The sequence below is a fragment of the Mycobacterium sp. ZZG genome, assembly GCF_054786995.1.
In genome coordinates this window covers 15062-31991 of sequence record NZ_JBTBFV010000060.1, presented here as the reverse complement: position 1 = coordinate 31991, position 16930 = coordinate 15062, and the positions used below count along the sequence as shown (strand labels likewise).

The following is a 16930-nucleotide window of genomic DNA, read 5'->3' as shown; positions in this document are numbered from 1 at the left end:
AAAAGGGGGTCTGGACAGATTCATGGCCGCCGACGGGCACTTTCGTGTCCGCCGGTGGGCAGTTCTTATTGGCCGCTACTGGGCATTTTCATGTCCGCCGGTGGGCAGTTTTTCATGTCCGCCGACAGTATCACAACCTGAAGGCCCATCCGGAATGCGAATTCGGCCAGGAGCCGTTCACCGCACACCAGGTCACCGACCCCGAGGAGCACCGCCGGCTCTACGGGCTGGCCGAGCAGGTGTATGCCGGTTACGCCGACTATCGGGAGAAGACCGCCGATTCCGGACGGCAGATTCCGATCTTCCGCTTGACCCCCCGCTGACCGGTCAGGTGCTGTCCCGCCGACGCCGGGTGGCAGCGCTCTCCCGCTGGATCTCCGCCTCGTCGCGCCGCATAGCGGCTCTGCGGCGTTCGTCATCCTGGGCTGCACGCTCCTGCCGCTCACGTTCCCTGGCCGCGGCTGTGCCCTCGCGCTCGTCGGCTTTCAGCTCGCGTTCGTCGGCGAGGCGTTCCCGCTCGTCGGCGATCAGATCACGCTCGTCGGCCAGGCGATCGCGCTGATCGGCGATCGGCTCCCGCCGGGCCAGGTCTTCCTCGCGCCGGATGAGTGCCGATTCGCGTTCGTCGCTGTTCTGCGATGTGTCAGGCTCCACGATCCCGCCTTCTCTTCTGGACGGACCCGCTCAGGATACGACGGCTGACCCGCCGCTCCTAGACTGTGCGCGATGACCGAAGCCGCCGTCAGGCAGCGTTACTCCGAGCTCGCCGATAGTTACATCCGGATGTTCGGTGCTGTTGACCGCGTCGCGACCGAGGACCTGGTGTTCCTCCGGCGCAGTTTCGACGGTTGTGCGGGCGCCATCCTCGATGCCGGATGCGGTCCTGGCCACCTCACCGCCTACCTGACCGAGCTCGGTTTCACCGCGAGCGGTGTCGACCTGGTGCCGGAGTTCATCACCAGCGCCCGCGCGCGCTGGCCGGGTATCGACTTCGCGATCGGCTCAGTGCGCGACGTGGGACTTGCCGACCGGACACTGGGCGGGATCCTCGCCTGGTTCTCGCTGATCCATTGTGCGCCAGATGAACTCGCGGACATCCTGAACGACTTCCGCAGGATGCTGACCCCGGGCGGGAGGCTCGTGGTGGGCTTCTTCGCCGGCGACGCGGTCGAGCCGTTCGATCACAAGGTGACCACGGCCTACCGCTGGCCGGTCGATGAGATGTCCCGCACGCTGGCGTCGGCCGGATTCGCCGAGCACGACCGCGTCTGGCGGGCCGGCAGCGCGGACGTGCGTCCGCACGCCGCGATCGCCGCGCGAGCTCGCTGACTCGACCGCACGTCGAACTCGTGTTCCGCCGGGTTCGCAACAACGCAGCGCCTCACGGCAGACGACGTGGCCCGCGCTACTTGCGGTTGACTTCCACCGCTTCTTGGATCAGCGCCTTGAACGCGTCCGGGTCCAACGTGTCGGCTTCACCCAGGTCGATGGAACGCCTAACGGGCGCCTGGAGACTCGCGTTGAACAGGTTGTCCGGGTCGGTGATCGACGAACCCTTCGCGAAGTTCACTTTGACCTTGCCCTTGTACATCTCCAGCGTGCAGATTAGACCGTCCAACGAGAACGCCGGCACACCATCGGGGTTCGACGGCTTGCGCCACTTGATCTCCTCGACGACATCGGGTTCTGCCTGCTTGATCAACGATCGAATTTCCTCGACCCGGTCAACGCGCCAATCCTCGGTCATACCCCCGAATCTAAGACTGGAATTTCGATCGCGACACCCCCGGCACCCACTCTTGCCGAATCGGCTCCCGTGCAGCCTCGGACTTTCAGACCAGGCTTTGGGCGGATCACTGACGTGGTTCTCGCTGATCCGTTGTCCACCACACGACTCACGGACCTATTTGCCGAGTCCGCAGCAAGCTACACCCGGGCAGTCACACCGTTGCGCGGGTGGCCCACGCAGTTGCGGTGACGGTGAACGGCCCAGCACCGAGACGTTCGCGAGCCACTGACTCAAGATGTGCGCGACCCTCGTCGTCGAGTTGCTGCACATAGTCGCCGGCCGGACCGACACCGAGGGTGTACGGCTCCCACCACTGCTCAAAACTCGGATGGACAACCTCGACGGCGAGGGGACGTTCTTCCACGCCGCGCAAGCCGGCAGCCTCGAACAGCCCAGTCAGGTGCCCCATGCGCGCCCCGGCCAGGAGCGCTTCGTCCTGGGCCCCTGGGTCCGTCACATGAACCGCATCCCAGAACGGCGCCAGCGCGCCGGTCGGCCCGTCCCATACACATGCGGCGACGACGCCGCCACGCCTGACGACGCGGGCCATCTGCCTGATGCCGGCCATGGGATCCGCCATGAAGTGCACCACCAGCTGCGCCAACGCGGCGTCGAAAGACGCAGTGTCGTACGGTAATTCCTCCGCCGTGCCGCGACGCACGTCCAGGTCGGGGAAGCGTGTCCGTAACGCGTCGAGGAACGGCGGGGAGGGGTCGACCGCTGCGACTCGCGCCCCGACCGACAACAACTGCGCCGACAGAGCGCCCGGCCCGCAGCCCACGTCGAGCACCTCATCCCCCGCGCCGACGCCGGCAAATGTCGTGAAGACCGCCGCAAGAGGCTCGGCATAGCGGCCCATAAAACGACCGTATGCCTCGGGCGAGACGGCGAAGCTCACGTGGCAAGGCTACGTCTGCCGAGCGCGAGGTTCTGGGAAACGCTGGTGCAGCACTTCGACGAGCCGGCAGCTACACGTTGAAGCGGAACTCGACCACGTCCCCGTCGGCCATCACGTAATCCTTGCCCTCCATCCGGACCTTGCCGGCGGCCTTGGCCGCCGCCATCGAGCCGGCTTCCATCAGGTCGTCGAACGAGACGACCTCGGCCTTGATGAAGCCCTTCTCGAAATCCGAGTGGATCACCCCGGCCGCCTTGGGCGCGGTGTCACCCTGATGGATCGTCCACGCCCGCGCCTCTTTCGGCCCGGCGGTCAGATAGGTCTGCAGCTTGAGCGTGTGAAAACCGGCCCGCGCCAACGCATCCAGCCCGCGCTCGGTCTGTCCGATCGACTCCAGCAGCTCGGCCGCCGACTCCTCGTCGAGTTCCTGCAGCTCGGCTTCGATCTTGGCGTCGAGGAACACCGCGTCGGCGGGCGCCACCAGCTCGCGCAGCTCGGCGACCCGTTTCTCGTCGGTGAGCACCGACTCGTCGGCGTTGAACACGTACAGGAAAGGCTTGGAGGTCAACAGGTTCAGCTCGCGCAGCAGTGACACGTCCGCCCCCGCGGAGAATAGCGTCTTGCCGGTGTCGAGCACCTCGCCGGCCGCCACGGCCGCCTCATAGACGGGCCGGCGGTCCTTGTGGGTGCGGGCTTCCTTCTCCAGCCGCGGCAGCGCCCGCTCCAGCGTCTGCATGTCGGCCAGGATCAGCTCGGTCTCGATGACCTCGATGTCGGACTTCGGATCCACCCGGCCGTCGACATGCACGACGTCGTCGTCGGCGAACACCCGCACCACCTGGCAGATCGCGTCACTTTCGCGGATATTGGCCAGGAACTTGTTGCCCAACCCGGCGCCCTCGGACGCGCCCTTGACGATCCCGGCGATGTCGACGAACGTGACCGGGGCCGGCACGATCTTCTCCGAGCCGAACATCTTCGCCAGCTCGGCCAACCGCGGATCAGGAAGCGCCACCACGCCCTCGTTGGGTTCGATCGTCGCGAACGGGTAGTTGGCGGCCAGCACGTCGTTGCGTGTCAGCGCGTTGAACAGAGTCGACTTACCCACGTTCGGCAGTCCGACGATTCCCAGATTGAGGCCCACGGGGACCACAGTCTAGGCCGTGTGACCGCCACGCCACCGATCGCTGGCGGCGTGCGATTGCCCGAGCCGGTACGGTCGACGTGTGTCAGATCAGCGCGCGCGGCCGGCGGTGGCCTCCGATCACCGCTCTGCGCATCCCGATATCGTGGGGATTCCGTGGTGGGGAGCCATTCTGACGGCCGTGATCGCATCCCTGATCGGATTCGCGTTCGACGCCGGATCCGGCAACGGCACACTGACCGCCGTCTTCGCCACGCTGTACGTCCTCGGATGCCTGATCGCGGTGCTCGCCGTGCAGCAGTCCGGCGTTTTCACCGCGGTGATCCAGCCGCCGCTGGTGTTGTTCGTCACGGTGCCCGCCGCCTACTTCCTGATGAACAGCAGCGACATCCACGGCGTCAAGGACGTCCTGATCAACTGCGGCTACCCGCTGATCCAGCGGTTCCCGCTGATGTTCTTCACCTCGGCCGCCGTGCTGATGATCGGGCTGGCCCGGTGGTACTTCGCCAAGAGCGTCCCGGCCGAGAAGCCGGAGCGCAGCGGCAGCGGCAGCGCCCCGAAACCGGGCGCGCTGGCCGCGAAGCTCACCGCGTTGCTCGGCGGTGTGACGGCCGGCGCCAGTGCTGCACGAACAAGGAAGCGACAGCCGTCGGGCCGGCGCCGCACCGCGCCGAGGACCGCCGCAGACCGCACGGGCCGCGCCGCCCGGCCGGCCAGGAAATCCGCTGCGCGACCTCGCCACTCGCGGGCGCCGGAGACGGAGATCATCGAGCCCGTGGCCGACCGGCCGCGCCGCCGGAGGCCGCGGCCCGAGGATCCCTCGGCGTCGGAGCGGCGTCGCCGTCCCCGCCCGTCCTCCACGAGGGAACCGCGGGAACCCCGGGAACCCCGGTCCCGCCGCGACCCGCTCCCTCCCCGCGAACGCCGGTCGTCCTACGAGCGCGACGACCGCGACGACCGGTATGGAAGGCCGCAGCGGCCCCAACGGGACCGGCCCCAGCGCCGCAGCCGCTTCGACGACTACGAGCCGCTCGACCCGTACACCCCGGCCGGTCCGGGCACCCATCATCCGGTCTCGCGCGTGCGCTACCGCGGAGGTGCTCACCCGGACGATATCGACGATCAGCCCGAGTACCGGCCTCGCCGGCGCAGCCCGCGCGACGTCGACGCCGACCGCTGGGAGTACGACATCTGACGAAATCGCATTCCATGCGGCCTGCCGGCGGTTCCGGGCGCGTGGAATGCGATTTCGGCGCGGTCAGGGAACGTACCTGCTAGGAGCGGGCCGGGCGGATCTCCCGAGGCAGCGCGAACACGAGTGTCTCGTTGGCGGTCGTGACGGGTTGCACGGTTCCGTAGCCGTATTCGGCCAGCCGGTCCAGCACTCCGCGCACGAGGACCTCGGGCACCGACGCACCGGACGTGACACCGACGGTGGTCACGCCGTCGAGCCACGCCGGATCGATGTCCTCGGCGTAGTCGACCAGATGGGCCGCGTCCGAACCCGCGCCCAGCGCCACCTCCACCAGTCGCACCGAATTCGACGAGTTCTTCGAGCCGACGACGATGACAAGCTCGCACTCCGGAGCCATCGCCTTGACCGCGACCTGACGGTTCTGGGTGGCGTAGCAGATGTCGTCGCTGGGCGGATCCTGCAGCGTCGGGAACTTTTCCCGCAGCCGGCGCACCGTCTCCATCGTCTCGTCGACGCTCAGCGTGGTCTGGGACAGCCAGATGACCTTGTTCGGGTCGCGCACGGTGACCTTGTCGACCGCGTCGGGATTGTCGACGACCTGGACGTGGTCGGGGGCCTCTCCGGCGGTGCCGACGACCTCCTCGTGACCCTCGTGGCCGACGAGCAGGATGTCGTAGTCGTCGCGGGCGAAGCGCTTGGCCTCGTTGTGCACCTTGGTCACCAGCGGGCAGGTGGCGTCGATGGTTCTCAGGTTGCGGGCGGCAGCCTCGACGTGCACGGTCGGCGCCACGCCGTGAGCGGAGAAGACGACGATCGCGCCCTCGGGCACCTCGTCGGTCTGCTCAACGAAGACGGCGCCCGCCTTGGCGAGGGTCTCGACGACGTAGCGGTTGTGCACGATCTCGTGGCGGACGTACACCGGAGCGCCGTGCTTCTCCAGCGCGCGCTCGACGGTCTCGACGGCCCGGTCGACGCCGGCGCAGTATCCGCGCGGCTCGGCCAGCAGCACACGTTTGCCTGCGGCGACGCCGACGCCGGAACGCAGCGCGGTCTGGCTGGCACCAGGGATCCCCATGTTCACGGTCGGCGGCATGAGTCCAGGGTACTTACCCGCCCCTGTGAACGCCCAGCCGTAGTCTGGGGACCATGTCAACTGCGCCGTATGGGGTCCGTCTGCTCGTGGGTGCGGCCGTGACCGCCATCGAGGAAACCCGCAAACTGCCCCAGACCATCCTCATGTACCCGATGACCATCGCCAGCCAGATCGCCCATCTGGTGATGAAAGTGCAGCAGGACGTCGCCGTTCTGGTGATCAAGGGCGACGAGACGCTGGAGACGATCTTCCCGCCGAAGGACGAGCAGCCGGAGTGGGCGACCTTCGACGAGGATCTGGAGGGCCAGGACGGCGACGGTGACGTCGTCGAGCTGCCCGTCCGCGAGGGTGAGCGCCTCACCGAGGGCCGGTTCGCGCTGTTCAGCGGAGACCCGGACGCCGCCGCGAAGGCTTCGGCCGGCGACGATGCCGCCGAGCAGCCGCCTGCCGACGGGCCTGAGGCCCCGGAGATCGTCGCCGAGATCGAGTACGAGTCGCTGACCCTGGCCCAGCTGCGTGCCCGGCTGACGTCGCTGCGCGTCCCGGACCTGGAGGCGCTGCTCGCCTACGAGGAGGCCACGAAGGCCCGCGCCCCGTACCAGACGCTGCTGGCCAACAGGATCACGCGCGCGTCCGCCAAGTGAGCGGCCCCGCCGGTCTGCCCCGCCGGTCTCGCCTGTGCCGCCTGCGCCGCCCAAGGTCGAAATGACCGAACCTGAGCAGGGCAAGTCCCCCGAGAACCCGTGGCCGGTGCGGGCGGTCGCCACCCGTGTCGCCAAGTACATCGACCGGCTGGGCTCGGTGTGGATCGAAGGCCAGCTGACCGAGCTGAAGGTGCGGCAGTCGACGGCGTTCATGGTGCTGCGTGACCCGGCCGCCGACATGTCGCTGAGCGTGAGCTGTCCGCGTGACCTGGTGGTCAACGCGCCGGTGCCGCTGTCGGAGGGCACGCAGGTGCTCATGCACGGCAAGCCGCAGTTCTACACCCGCAACGGTTCGTTCAGCCTGCGGATCAGCGAGATCCGCGCGGTCGGGCTCGGGGAGCTGCTGGCCCGCATCGAACGGCTGCGGCGGCTGCTTGACGCCGAGGGCCTGTTCGACCCGCGCCGCAAACGCCCCATCCCGTTCCTTCCGGGCACGATCGGGCTGATCACCGGCCGCGCCTCGGCCGCCGAGCGCGACATCATGGCCGTCGCGTCCGGACGGTGGCCCGCGGTGCGATTCGCGGTCCGCAACACCGTGGTGCAGGGCGCCAATGCGGTCCCCCAGATCGTCGACGCGCTGCGCGGCCTCGACGCCGACCCCGACGTCGACGTCATCGTGCTGGCGCGCGGCGGCGGCAGTGTGGAGGACCTGCTGCCGTTCTCCGACGAGACCCTGTGCCGGGAGATCGCCCGGTGCACCACCCCGGTGGTCAGCGCGATCGGGCATGAGCCGGACAACCCGCTGTGCGACCTGGTCGCCGACCTGCGCGCGGCCACACCGACCGACGCGGCGAAACGGATCGTCCCAGACACCGCCGCCGAGCAGGCGCTGATCGACGATCTGCAGCGGCGCAGCGCCCGCGCGCTGCGCAACTGGGTCAACCGGGAGGCCCACATCGTCGCCCAACTGCGCAGCAGGCCGGTGCTGTCCCGCCCGCTGGCCGCGGTCGACGCGCGCGCCGAGGAGATCCACCGCGCCCGGGCCGCCGCCCGCCGCGACGTCAAGCGCCTGCTGACCGCCGAAAGCGACCGCCTCGGGCATCTGTCGGCGCGACTGACCACACTGGGGCCGGCCGCGACGCTGGCGCGGGGCTACGCCGTGGTGCAGGCCGTGCCCGAGGGCGCGGCACCGTACGTGCTGCACTCGGTGGCCGATGCGCCGGCCGGCACGCGGCTGCGGATTCGGGTGGCCGACGGGGCCGTCACGGCGATCAGCGGGGGCAGCGAGCACGGTGAGGACTGAGAATGAAGCCTATTAGTGAGCTCGGGTACGAGGAAGCGCGCGACGAACTCATCGAGGTCGTGGAACGTTTGGAGCACGGCGGACTCGACCTCGATGCATCGCTGACGCTCTGGGAACGTGGCGAACAGCTGGCCAGACGCTGCGAACAGCACTTAGCTGGAGCCCGGGCACGGGTGGAGAAGGCATTGGCCGCGGGCGACGAGGAGCAATAGCGATCCGGTCGGTGAATCTGCCGCGGGATCTCGAAATTGGAACACGTTTCAGTTAGTCTGCCGGGCATGGGTGATGTATCGCTGCAGACCGACCTCGGACGCGTCCTGGTCACCGGAGGCTCCGGGTTCGTGGGCGCCAACCTGGTCACCGAGCTCCTGGATCGCGGACTGGACGTGCGCTCGTTCGACCGGGTGCCGTCGCCGCTGGCCACCCATCCGCGCCTGGAGGCGGTCGTCGGCGACATCACCGACGTCGGCGACGTCGCCGCCGCAGTCGACGGGATCGACACCGTCATCCACACCGCGGCGATCATCGACCTGATGGGCGGCGCGTCGGTCACCGAGGAGTACCGGCAGCGCAGTTTCGCGGTGAACGTCACCGGCACAGAGAATCTTGTGCACGCCGCGCAGAAGGCCGGGGTCAAGCGGTTCGTCTACACCGCGTCGAACAGCGTGGTGATGGGCGGTCAGCGCATCGCGGGCGGAGACGAAACGCTGCCCTACACCGAGAGATTCAACGATCTCTACACCGAGACCAAGGTCGTCGCCGAGAAGTTCGTGCTCTCCCAGAACGGCGTCGCCGGCATGCTGACGTGCTCGATCCGGCCCAGCGGCATCTGGGGCCGGGGCGATCAGACGATGTTCCGCAAGGTGTTCGAGAGCGTACTCGCAGGCCACGTCAAGGTGCTCGTGGGCAATAAGAACGTCAAGCTCGACAACTCCTACGTGCACAACCTGGTGCACGGATTCATCCTCGCCGCGCAGCACCTGGTGAAGGGCGGGACCGCACCCGGCCAGGCGTACTTCATCAACGACGGCGAGCCGATCAACATGTTCGAGTTCTCCCGCCCGGTGGCCGAGGCCTGCGGCCAGCCGTGGCCGACCTTGCGGGTGCCCGGGCGGCTGGTGTGGTTCGTGATGACCGTCTGGCAGTTCCTGCATTTCAAGTTCGGGATGCCCAAACCGTTGCTCGAACCCCTTGCAGTGGAACGGCTTTACCTCGACAACTACTTCTCGATCGCCAAGGCCGAACGCGACTTGGGCTACCGGCCGCTGTTCACCACCGAGCAGGCGTTGGAGCACTGCATGCCCTACTACGTAGACCTGTTCCACCGGATGAAGAACGAAGCCGCCCAGCCGGCGGTGCCGGCCGCACCCAAGGTCTGATGGCGCAGTACCGGTTCGCCGCCAACGGCGATGTGAAGATCCGCTACCTCGACTCAGGGGGCGACGATCGTGGCGCGCCGGTGGTCTTCGTCCCGGGATTCACCTGCGTCGCCGAGGACTACGCCGAATCGCTACCCCTGCTAGGCCGGCGCTGCGTGGTGGTCGAGCTACGTGGGCACGGCCAAAGTGATTCTCCGGCAACCGGTTACGATTCCGTGACGCTGAGCCGTGACGTCGGCGCGGTGGTCGACGACATCACCGACGGTCCGGTGCATTTGATGACGTTCTCGCGGGGAACGCCGTACGCGCTGGTCTGGGCGCTCGCCGATTCCGCACGCGTGCGTTCGGTGTCGATCGGCGATTACGTGCCCGAGGAGATCGTGCTCACCGAGGAGATCATGCTCGGTCTGCTCGGCGGTCGCTGGCGTGGGACACCGGTGCACCAGCGCGTCGACCGCGACGCCGGAATCGCCGTGGTGCGATCGGCGCGCCCTCAGTCGTTCTGGGAACCACTGTCGGTCTGGCAGCCGCCACTGCTCGCGGTACGCGCCATGAACAGCCCCCTGATCGACGACGCGACATGGGCGCGCTACCGGGACCTTTTCCCCACTGCGACGCTGCACGAGTTCGCCGATTCACCGCACGATATCTTCCGCCCCGACCGTGGCCGGTACCCGAGGCTGGTCCGAAAACACATCGACACCGTCGACGCCCGCTGATTCCTCGCCGAAACCCCTACCCGGCCCCAGCGATCAGCCTATGGTCGACGAAGGAGTCGATCGGCGGAGGAGTCGCCATGCCGAACGGAAAACCGAACATTCTCGTCATCTGGGGCGACGACATCGGCATCACCAATCTCAGCTGCTACAGCGACGGTCTGATGGGTTACCGCACCCCGAACATCGACCGCTTCGCCGCCGAGGGCATCCGCCGGCGAGCTTCACCATCGACCAGGCGCTCGAGAAGCTGCAGGAATTCCTGGCGAAGGACTAGATGCTCGAAACCTGGAACGAGGGCCCCGCCAAGGCCGCGATCATCGCGTTCGCCGAAGACGCCGCCCGGCAGGTCGACCCGCAGGAGCGAGTCGCCGTCTTCGACAACGACGGCACCCTGTGGTGTGAGAAACCGGCATACATCCAACTGGACTTCCTGATCCGCCGGCTGGCCGCCCAGGCCGCTGCGGACCCGTCGCTGACCGCGCGTCAGCCGTACCGCGCAGCGGCCGAGGGTGATCTGGCTTGGTTCGGCGACGCGGTGAGCAGGCACTACCAGGGGGACGACTCCGATCTCAAAACCCTTGCCGCAGCGATTCTCTCGGCCAATGTGTCGATCACCGTCGAGGATCACGCGGCGCGGGTGAACGCGTTCTTCGCCGATACCCGGCATCCGACGCTCGACCGGCCGTACACCGCGTGCGGCTACGCGCCGATGATCGAGTTGCTGCGCTTCCTGGAGTCACACGGCTTCACCAACTACATCGTCTCCGGCGGCGGACGCGATTACATGCGCGCGGTGACGGGACAGATGTACGGCATCCCGCCCGAACGCGTGATCGGCAGCTCCGTCGGGCTGATCTATCAGAACGGCAGTCTGATCACCACCGCGCAACCGGAGTTCTTCGACGACGGTCCGGTCAAGCCGGTCCGCATCTGGGCCAGGATCGGCCGACGTCCGATCTTCGCGGCGGGAAACTCCAACGGCGACATCGAGATGCTGCAGTTCACCGGCGCGGGCGCCGGCCCGTCGATGTCGGTGCTCGTGCGCCACGACGACGCCGACCGCGAATTCGACTACAGCGCGGGCGCCGAGAAGGCGCTTGACCTGGCGGGTCCGCAGGGCTGGGTGGTGGCCAGCATGCGCAGCGATTGGACCCGGATCTTTGCCTGAGCCCGGTGTCGGCATGGTGTGGATCCCGGAACAGACCTGCGTGCTCGGATCCGACGCGCACTACCCCGAGGAAAGGCCCGCGCGGGCCGTCGCCGTCGCCGGGTTCTGGATTCAGCCCAAGCAGGTGACCAATGCCCAGTTCGCCGAGTTCGTTTCTGCGACAAGCTATGTCACGGTCGCCGAGCGCCCGCTCAACCCTGACGACTACCCGGGCGCGCCGACGGAGAACCTGCAGCCCGGTTCGATGGTGTTCACCAGAACCGCGGGCCCGGTGAATCTGCGCCATCTCAACCTGTGGTGGACGTGGACACCGGGCGCATGCTGGCGCCACCCGGCGGGTCCGTCGTCGTCGATCGACAGGCGGGCCGACCATCCCGTGGTGCACGTCGCGTTCGAGGACGCGGCAGCCTACGCCGCATGGGCAGGGCTGGGGTTGCCCACCGAGGCACAGTGGGAGACCGCGGCCCGCGGCGGGCTGTCCGGTGCGACGTACACATGGGGCGACGATCCCGAACGGCCTGGGCAACGGCTGGCGAACTACTGGCACGGTGAGTTCCCGTGGCGGCCCGACCGCGGCTACGGGCGCACCCGCCCGGTCGGCAGTTTCCCACCGAACGGCTACGGGTTGTTCGACATGGCGGGCAACGTCTGGGAGTGGACCACCGATTGGTACTCTGACCGCCCGGGTACGCGATCCTGTTGTGAGGCAGAAAGTTACGATCCTCATCAGCCACAGTTCAAGGTGCCGCGCAGGGTCGTCAAGGGTGGTTCGTTCCTGTGCGCCGACAGCTATTGCATGCGGTATCGCCCTGCGGCGCGCAGGCCGCAGCCGGTGGACACCGGCATGAGCCACATCGGATTCCGCTGCACGGCGCGGTGACTCGGGCCGATCAGGTGAGCTGGCCGGCCAATCGGACCAGATCCGGCACTGCGCTGGCGTCGATCGGCCTGCCGAAGTAGAAGCCCTGGCCGCCGTCGCATCCGCTGTCACGCAGCCACTCCGCGGTGGCACAATTCTCGATACCCTCGGCCACGACCGTCATCCCCAGCCCGTGGGTGAGCTCGATGACCGCACGCACCACGGTGGCCGCCCGGTGGTCGGTGGTCACCGAAGCGATGAAGTGGCGGTCCAGTTTGATCTCGTCGATCACCAGATCCCGCAGGTACGACAAGGCCGAGTACCCACTACCGAAGTCGTCGATGGCGACCCGAATTCCATGCCCTCGAAGCTGCTGGAGCACGACGGTGACCAGGTCGAGATCCTTGATGACGAGATCCTCGGTGATTTCGACGGTCAACAGCTCGGCGTCCAGGTTCCGGTCGTGCAGCGCCTGGGCCAGCCTCTCCGGCAACCCGGTGTCGCGCAGATAGGGGGCGAACAGGTTCACCGCGACGGGCATCTGCGTGCCGGCCGCCACCCACCGCGCCGCGTCGTCGAGCACCTTGTCGATCACCAGGTCGGTCACCGGGCGCATTAGGCCGTGCTCACGGACCAGCTGCATGAAGGCACGGGGGTGCAACAACCCCAACTCCGGATGCGGCCACCGCAACAGCGCTTCGACGCCGGCGACGCGGGCGGTGCGCAGGTCCACCTTGGGCTGATAGGCAAGGTCCAGTTCGCCGTTGTCGACGGCAGCGCGCAGCTCACCCAGCAGGCGGACCCTGGCCGCGCCGCCGCCCGAGACCCGATCGGTGTCGTCGGCGGGCTGCCAGGTCGCCATGCCGACATGGAAGAAGCGGACGTGCGAGGAACGCGAGTCCTTCGCGGCGCGCACCGCAATGGCGGCGCGTTCCAGCAAGGTGTCGGGGGTGAGATCCCGGTCGTGCGGTGACGCTACGGCCACTCCGACCCGGCATCGGATCGACACTTGCTGCCCGTCGACGGTGAACGGCTCGTCGAAGGTCTCGACAGCCCAACGCAGGATCCGGCGGGAGTCGTCGACGTCGCCCTCCAGCAGCAACACGAATTCGTCGCCGCCGCGGCGGCCGACTGTGTCGCCGGGCCGCAGGCAGGCCGCGATCCGGCGGCCGGCGTGCACCAGCAGCCGGTCTGCCGCCGGATGTCCCAGGTTCTCGTTGACGAACGAGAAATCGTCGAGATCCAGCATGGCCACGACCACCACCCGGTCGTCACGGGACTGCATCGTCAACGCGTGGGTCAGCCGGTCGTGGAACAGCGCCGTGTTGGCCAAACCGGTCAAAGGATCTCGGAAGGCTTGATCGGCCACGGCGCTCAACAATTGCCGGTTCTCCCAGGCTGACACCGCTTGTCTGCAGCACACCGCGACGGCAACCATCGGAACGACGAAGGACTCCATGCCCGACATGATCAGCGGCGGGGCCACCGTCCCGGCCAACAGTAGCGGCACGTACGGCGCCCACAGCGAGGTGTTGGACGGAACCGAGACCGTCTGCGCGCGGGGCGGCGGCGTCTTGCGAGCCAGCGCAGCGGCGGCACAGACCGCCACAAGAGGCAGGGCCCAACCGATGACGAGGTAACCACCTGTCTGGTAGCTGCCCACTGCGACGGCGTAGGCGAACGCGCTGTCGGTGATCGTCATCAGCGCAAAACCCCCGGCGAGCAGTACCAGCACCGCGCGGTGCCGGACGTCGACACGGGCGAGCACCGCGACCGTCACCGCCAGGATCACGATGTCGGCCGCGGGGTAGAAGAAGGCCAGCCCCAGCGCCAATCGGTCTTCGCGGTAGGTGTCGTACACGCTCTTCAGCGCAAAGATCCAGGCCAAGAAGAACGTGCACAGCGCGATCGTGACGCCGTCGAGCGCGATGCGCAGCCTGGCCGCTTGCCGGGACCAGTGGTCCGACGGCGCCATCGCCAGCACGGCCGGGACGGCCAGCACACTGAAGGCCAGGTAGAAGAAGTCCGCCGGTGACGGGAAGGGCTCGACGTGGAACACAAACTCGGAGGCGAACCAGATCATGTCCGCGAGCGCCCACGCGGCCAGCGCCGCCGCCATCATCAACCACGCGGCACGCATCCGCCCCTGCAGCGATCGAGCCGCGAGGATGGCGCACCCGGTGGTGTAGGTCGACAGCCCCAGGATGACGAGGTCGTCGATCAGCGGCGGCACCGCACCGCCTCCGTCGACCACGATCAGGATTGCCAGCCCGACCGTCATACCGATCGGAGCCGCCAATGCCGCCCACGCCGAAGGCCGGACACGGCCCGCCCCCGCAGCGTTCACCCGCCTTACCACTGCTCGTTGCCCCGCTTCGTTCCGGCACGCCTACGCCGGTGTGTCACCAGACGCTAACGCAAGAACTCGTTCCGAGCGCAAATTTGCTGGAGATCCGTTCCGGTCCGAGGGCCGACCGGTGCCGCTGACTACGACGGCGCGAGGACGGACCTGCGGCGGTGAGCGCCGTCAGGCATTCTCGGCGGTCTGCTTGATCGCCGCGAGCGTGGCAGGGATCCCGCTCCGGGCCGCCTCGCTGCGCGTGCGGATCTCTGCCTCGGTGGTGTCACCGAAACGTTCGTGGAATCCGCTCACCCCTTTGGGCAAGAGTTCCCACGACTCGGTGAGGAGGGTGCCGCCGTTCTCGTCGGCCATCTCGTAGCCCCAGTACACCCAGCCGTTGTTGACCTCCCAGGCGAACTTGCGGCCGGGGTCGGCGGCGACGACCGCAGACCTCGTCTCCCACGTCCGCTCCGGGGTCTCGTTGCGCCCGGTGAACCATGACCCGACCGACGGTCCGGCCCCCTCGTCCCACCAACAGGCCTTGCAGATCGGACTCCAGTCACCCATTCGGGTGATGTCGGACACCAGCGCGTAAACCTCATCGGGTGAGGCGGCCACGAAGATCGACTCGGACATCTTCAACTCGGTCACCCGCCAGAGTCTGCCAGTCACACCATGGCTATTGCGCTTTCGGGTTCGGGGTGTGACTTTAGAACGCGTCAATTCCGTCGTCGAAAGGCCAACCGGATGAGCAACGGCAGCGTGCGGACCGCCGGTGGGGACCGCAGGGCGGTCGTCGTCGGCGGCGCGTCCGGTATCGGCTGGGCGACCGCGACGGTGCTTGCAGGCCGGGGATGCCAGGTGACGGTCGCGGACCGCAACCACGAGGCGGCCCGCGAGCGCGCCGCCGAGCTTGGCGATCCGCACGCCGCGGCGTACGTCGACGTGACCGACGAGGACTCGGTGGAGCGGCTGTTCGACAGCGTCGGGCCACTTGACATCGCGGTGAACTGCGCGGGGTTCAGCAACGTCGGACTGATCACCGACATGCCCGCGGCGGACTTCCGCGCGGTCATCGACGTCTGCCTCAACGGGGCGTTCATCGTGACCAAACACGCCGGCAGGCATCTGCGCGAAGGTGGCTCGCTGGTGCAGATCAGCTCGCTCAACGGCCGCCAGCCGGCCGCCGGGATGAGCGCCTACTGCGCGGCCAAGGCCGGGCTGTCGATGCTCACCCAGGTGGCCGCCCTGGAGATGGGGCCGCGCGGCATCCGCGTCAACGCGGTCGCGCCCGGTTTCGTGCACACACCGCTGACCGCCGCCGCCGCATCGGTGCCCGGTGTGGTCGAGGACTATGTCGACAACACCGCGCTCGGCCGCGCCGGCACGCCCGAGGACATCGCGAATGCCGTTGTGTACCTGTGCGATCCGGGCTCGGCCTGGTTGACCGGCGAGGTGCTCGACATCAACGGCGGCGCCCACCTGAAGCGCTACCCCGACGTCATGGGCCACGTGATGAAGCTGGTGGAACAGTCCTCGTGAGACAGGCAGTGCGGACGCGAGGAGCAAGACACGCAGTAGTCACGGGCGGCGGGTCCGGGATCGGTGCCGCGCTGTGCCGTGCTTTGGATCGGGCCGGGGACCACGTCGTGTGCACCGACATCGATCTCGCGGCGGCCGAGGCGGTGGTGTCGACACTGAGCCCGCGGGCCCGGGCGGTAGGCCTGGACGTCACCGACGCCGCCGCGGTGCAGGCCGTCGTCGACGAGGTGGTGGCGCGGGAGGGCCGACTGGACCTGATGTTCAACAACGCCGGCATCGTGTGGGGCGGCGACACCGAGCTGCTGACCCTGGACCAGTGGAACGCGATCATCGACGTGAACCTGCGCGGCGTCGTGCACGGGGTGGCGGCGGCGTACCCGCAGATGCTTCGTCAGGGCCACGGACACATCATCAACACCGCGTCGATGGCCGGCCTGGCCGCTGCCGGCCAGGTGACCAGCTATGTGGCGACCAAACACGCCGTTGTCGGCCTCTCGATGGCGCTGCGATCAGAGGCGGTGCCGCGCGGGGTGGGTGTGCTGGTGGTCTGCCCCGCCGCCGTGGAGACCCCGATCCTGGACAAGGGCGCCGTGGGCGGGTTCGTGGGCCGCGACTACTTCCTGCACACCCAGGGCGGCAAAGCCTACGACGCCGACCGGTTGGCGTGCGACACGCTGCGCGCGATCGACCGCAACAAGGCCATCCTCGTCAAACCAGCTGCCGCACAGGCTCAGTGGTGGTTCGCCCGGCCGGCCCCCACCGTGATGAACCGGTTCGCGATGAAATTCGTCAGCCGGCAGCGCTCCCGGCAGGTAGGGAGATACCCGTCCCGCACCGCCGACAGCGGATAGGGTTG

Annotated in this window: 19 protein-coding genes; 12 read left to right on the top strand and 7 right to left on the bottom strand. The window is 68.1% G+C overall.

Annotation, left to right across the window (positions count from 1 at the left end; genetic code table 11):
* Positions 1–323: nitroreductase/quinone reductase family protein (locus tag ACXMYJ_RS24130; RefSeq protein ID WP_460359056.1), on the top strand; the 323-nt coding region annotated here is incomplete at its 5' end.
* A 4-nt stretch (positions 324–327) separates the two neighbouring features.
* Here the strand turns inward: ACXMYJ_RS24130 and ACXMYJ_RS24125 are convergent.
* Positions 328–654, bottom strand: a complete 327-nt coding sequence (locus ACXMYJ_RS24125) for a hypothetical protein (RefSeq protein WP_460359055.1) — start codon at positions 652–654, stop codon at positions 328–330.
* 72 nt (positions 655–726) lie between these two features.
* Between ACXMYJ_RS24125 and ACXMYJ_RS24120 the strand changes: the two genes are divergently transcribed.
* Positions 727–1329 carry a class I SAM-dependent DNA methyltransferase gene (locus ACXMYJ_RS24120; protein ID WP_460359054.1) on the top strand — a complete coding sequence of 201 codons (603 nt, stop codon included), beginning with the start codon at positions 727–729 and terminating at the stop codon, positions 1327–1329.
* 76 nt (positions 1330–1405) lie between these two features.
* Here the strand turns inward: ACXMYJ_RS24120 and ACXMYJ_RS24115 are convergent, their stop codons facing one another.
* From ACXMYJ_RS24115 to ychF, 3 genes are all read right to left on the bottom strand, one after another.
* On the bottom strand, positions 1406–1747 hold the full coding sequence (locus tag ACXMYJ_RS24115; RefSeq protein WP_460359053.1) for a DUF1801 domain-containing protein: 342 nt from the start codon (positions 1745–1747) through the stop codon (positions 1406–1408).
* A gap of 193 nt (positions 1748–1940) precedes the next feature.
* Complete coding sequence (locus ACXMYJ_RS24110) at positions 1941–2687, bottom strand: class I SAM-dependent methyltransferase (RefSeq protein WP_443189460.1); 747 nt, start codon at positions 2685–2687, stop codon at positions 1941–1943.
* Between the two features lie 70 nt (positions 2688–2757).
* Positions 2758–3831 carry a redox-regulated ATPase YchF gene (gene ychF / locus ACXMYJ_RS24105; RefSeq protein ID WP_443189459.1) on the bottom strand — a complete coding sequence of 358 codons (1074 nt, stop codon included), beginning with the start codon at positions 3829–3831 and terminating at the stop codon, positions 2758–2760.
* 82 nt (positions 3832–3913) lie between these two features.
* Between ychF and ACXMYJ_RS24100 the strand changes: the two genes are divergently transcribed.
* Positions 3914–5026, top strand: coding sequence for a DUF6542 domain-containing protein (locus ACXMYJ_RS24100; protein WP_460359052.1), 1113 nt, complete (start codon positions 3914–3916; stop codon positions 5024–5026).
* A 79-nt stretch (positions 5027–5105) separates the two neighbouring features.
* Here the strand turns inward: ACXMYJ_RS24100 and ACXMYJ_RS24095 are convergent, their stop codons facing one another.
* Positions 5106–6119 carry a 4-hydroxy-3-methylbut-2-enyl diphosphate reductase gene (locus ACXMYJ_RS24095; RefSeq protein ID WP_260754859.1) on the bottom strand — a complete coding sequence of 338 codons (1014 nt, stop codon included), beginning with the start codon at positions 6117–6119 and terminating at the stop codon, positions 5106–5108.
* Between the two features lie 53 nt (positions 6120–6172).
* On the opposite strand from ACXMYJ_RS24095, the gene ACXMYJ_RS24090 reads away from it, so the two are divergent.
* From ACXMYJ_RS24090 to ACXMYJ_RS24060, 7 genes are all read left to right on the top strand, one after another.
* Complete coding sequence (locus ACXMYJ_RS24090; protein WP_443189457.1) at positions 6173–6763, top strand: lipid droplet-associated protein; 591 nt, start codon at positions 6173–6175, stop codon at positions 6761–6763.
* 61 nt (positions 6764–6824) lie between these two features.
* Positions 6825–8066 carry an exodeoxyribonuclease VII large subunit gene (xseA, locus tag ACXMYJ_RS24085; RefSeq protein WP_443189456.1) on the top strand — a complete coding sequence of 414 codons (1242 nt, stop codon included), beginning with the start codon at positions 6825–6827 and terminating at the stop codon, positions 8064–8066.
* A gap of 2 nt (positions 8067–8068) precedes the next feature.
* The gene (locus tag ACXMYJ_RS24080; RefSeq protein ID WP_443189455.1) at positions 8069–8278 is read left to right on the top strand and encodes an exodeoxyribonuclease VII small subunit; all 210 of its coding nucleotides are present in this window, start codon (positions 8069–8071) and stop codon (positions 8276–8278) included.
* Between the two features lie 66 nt (positions 8279–8344).
* Positions 8345–9445: a 3-beta-hydroxysteroid dehydrogenase gene (locus tag ACXMYJ_RS24075; RefSeq protein WP_443189454.1), complete on the top strand. Its 1101-nt coding sequence runs from the start codon at positions 8345–8347 to the stop codon at positions 9443–9445.
* Entirely contained in the window at positions 9445–10164 is a 720-nt protein-coding gene (locus tag ACXMYJ_RS24070; protein WP_460359051.1) for an alpha/beta fold hydrolase, read from the top strand. The genes ACXMYJ_RS24075 and ACXMYJ_RS24070 overlap by 1 nt, the downstream gene beginning before the upstream one ends.
* 274 nt (positions 10165–10438) lie before the next feature.
* Positions 10439–11332: an HAD family hydrolase gene (locus ACXMYJ_RS24065; protein ID WP_460359050.1), complete on the top strand. Its 894-nt coding sequence runs from the start codon at positions 10439–10441 to the stop codon at positions 11330–11332.
* 13 nt (positions 11333–11345) lie between these two features.
* Positions 11346–12212 carry a formylglycine-generating enzyme family protein gene (locus ACXMYJ_RS24060; RefSeq protein ID WP_460359058.1) on the top strand — a complete coding sequence of 289 codons (867 nt, stop codon included), beginning with the start codon at positions 11346–11348 and terminating at the stop codon, positions 12210–12212.
* Positions 12213–12222: 10 nt separating this feature from the next.
* Here ACXMYJ_RS24060 and ACXMYJ_RS24055 read toward each other — a convergent pair whose 3' ends face one another.
* Together ACXMYJ_RS24055 and ACXMYJ_RS24050 are read right to left on the bottom strand one after the other, a co-directional pair.
* The gene (locus ACXMYJ_RS24055; protein WP_460359049.1) at positions 12223–14538 is read right to left on the bottom strand and encodes a putative bifunctional diguanylate cyclase/phosphodiesterase; all 2316 of its coding nucleotides are present in this window, start codon (positions 14536–14538) and stop codon (positions 12223–12225) included.
* A gap of 180 nt (positions 14539–14718) precedes the next feature.
* Positions 14719–15183: an SRPBCC family protein gene (locus ACXMYJ_RS24050; protein WP_460359048.1), complete on the bottom strand. Its 465-nt coding sequence runs from the start codon at positions 15181–15183 to the stop codon at positions 14719–14721.
* A 96-nt stretch (positions 15184–15279) separates the two neighbouring features.
* Between ACXMYJ_RS24050 and ACXMYJ_RS24045 the strand changes: the two genes are divergently transcribed.
* A complete protein-coding gene (locus ACXMYJ_RS24045; RefSeq protein WP_460359047.1) occupies positions 15280–16074 on the top strand; it encodes an SDR family NAD(P)-dependent oxidoreductase in 795 nt (264 codons plus the stop codon).
* Between the two features lie 8 nt (positions 16075–16082).
* Positions 16083–16925, top strand: a complete 843-nt coding sequence (locus tag ACXMYJ_RS24040) for an SDR family oxidoreductase (RefSeq protein ID WP_460359057.1) — start codon at positions 16083–16085, stop codon at positions 16923–16925.
* Positions 16926–16930: the final 5 nt, after the last annotated feature.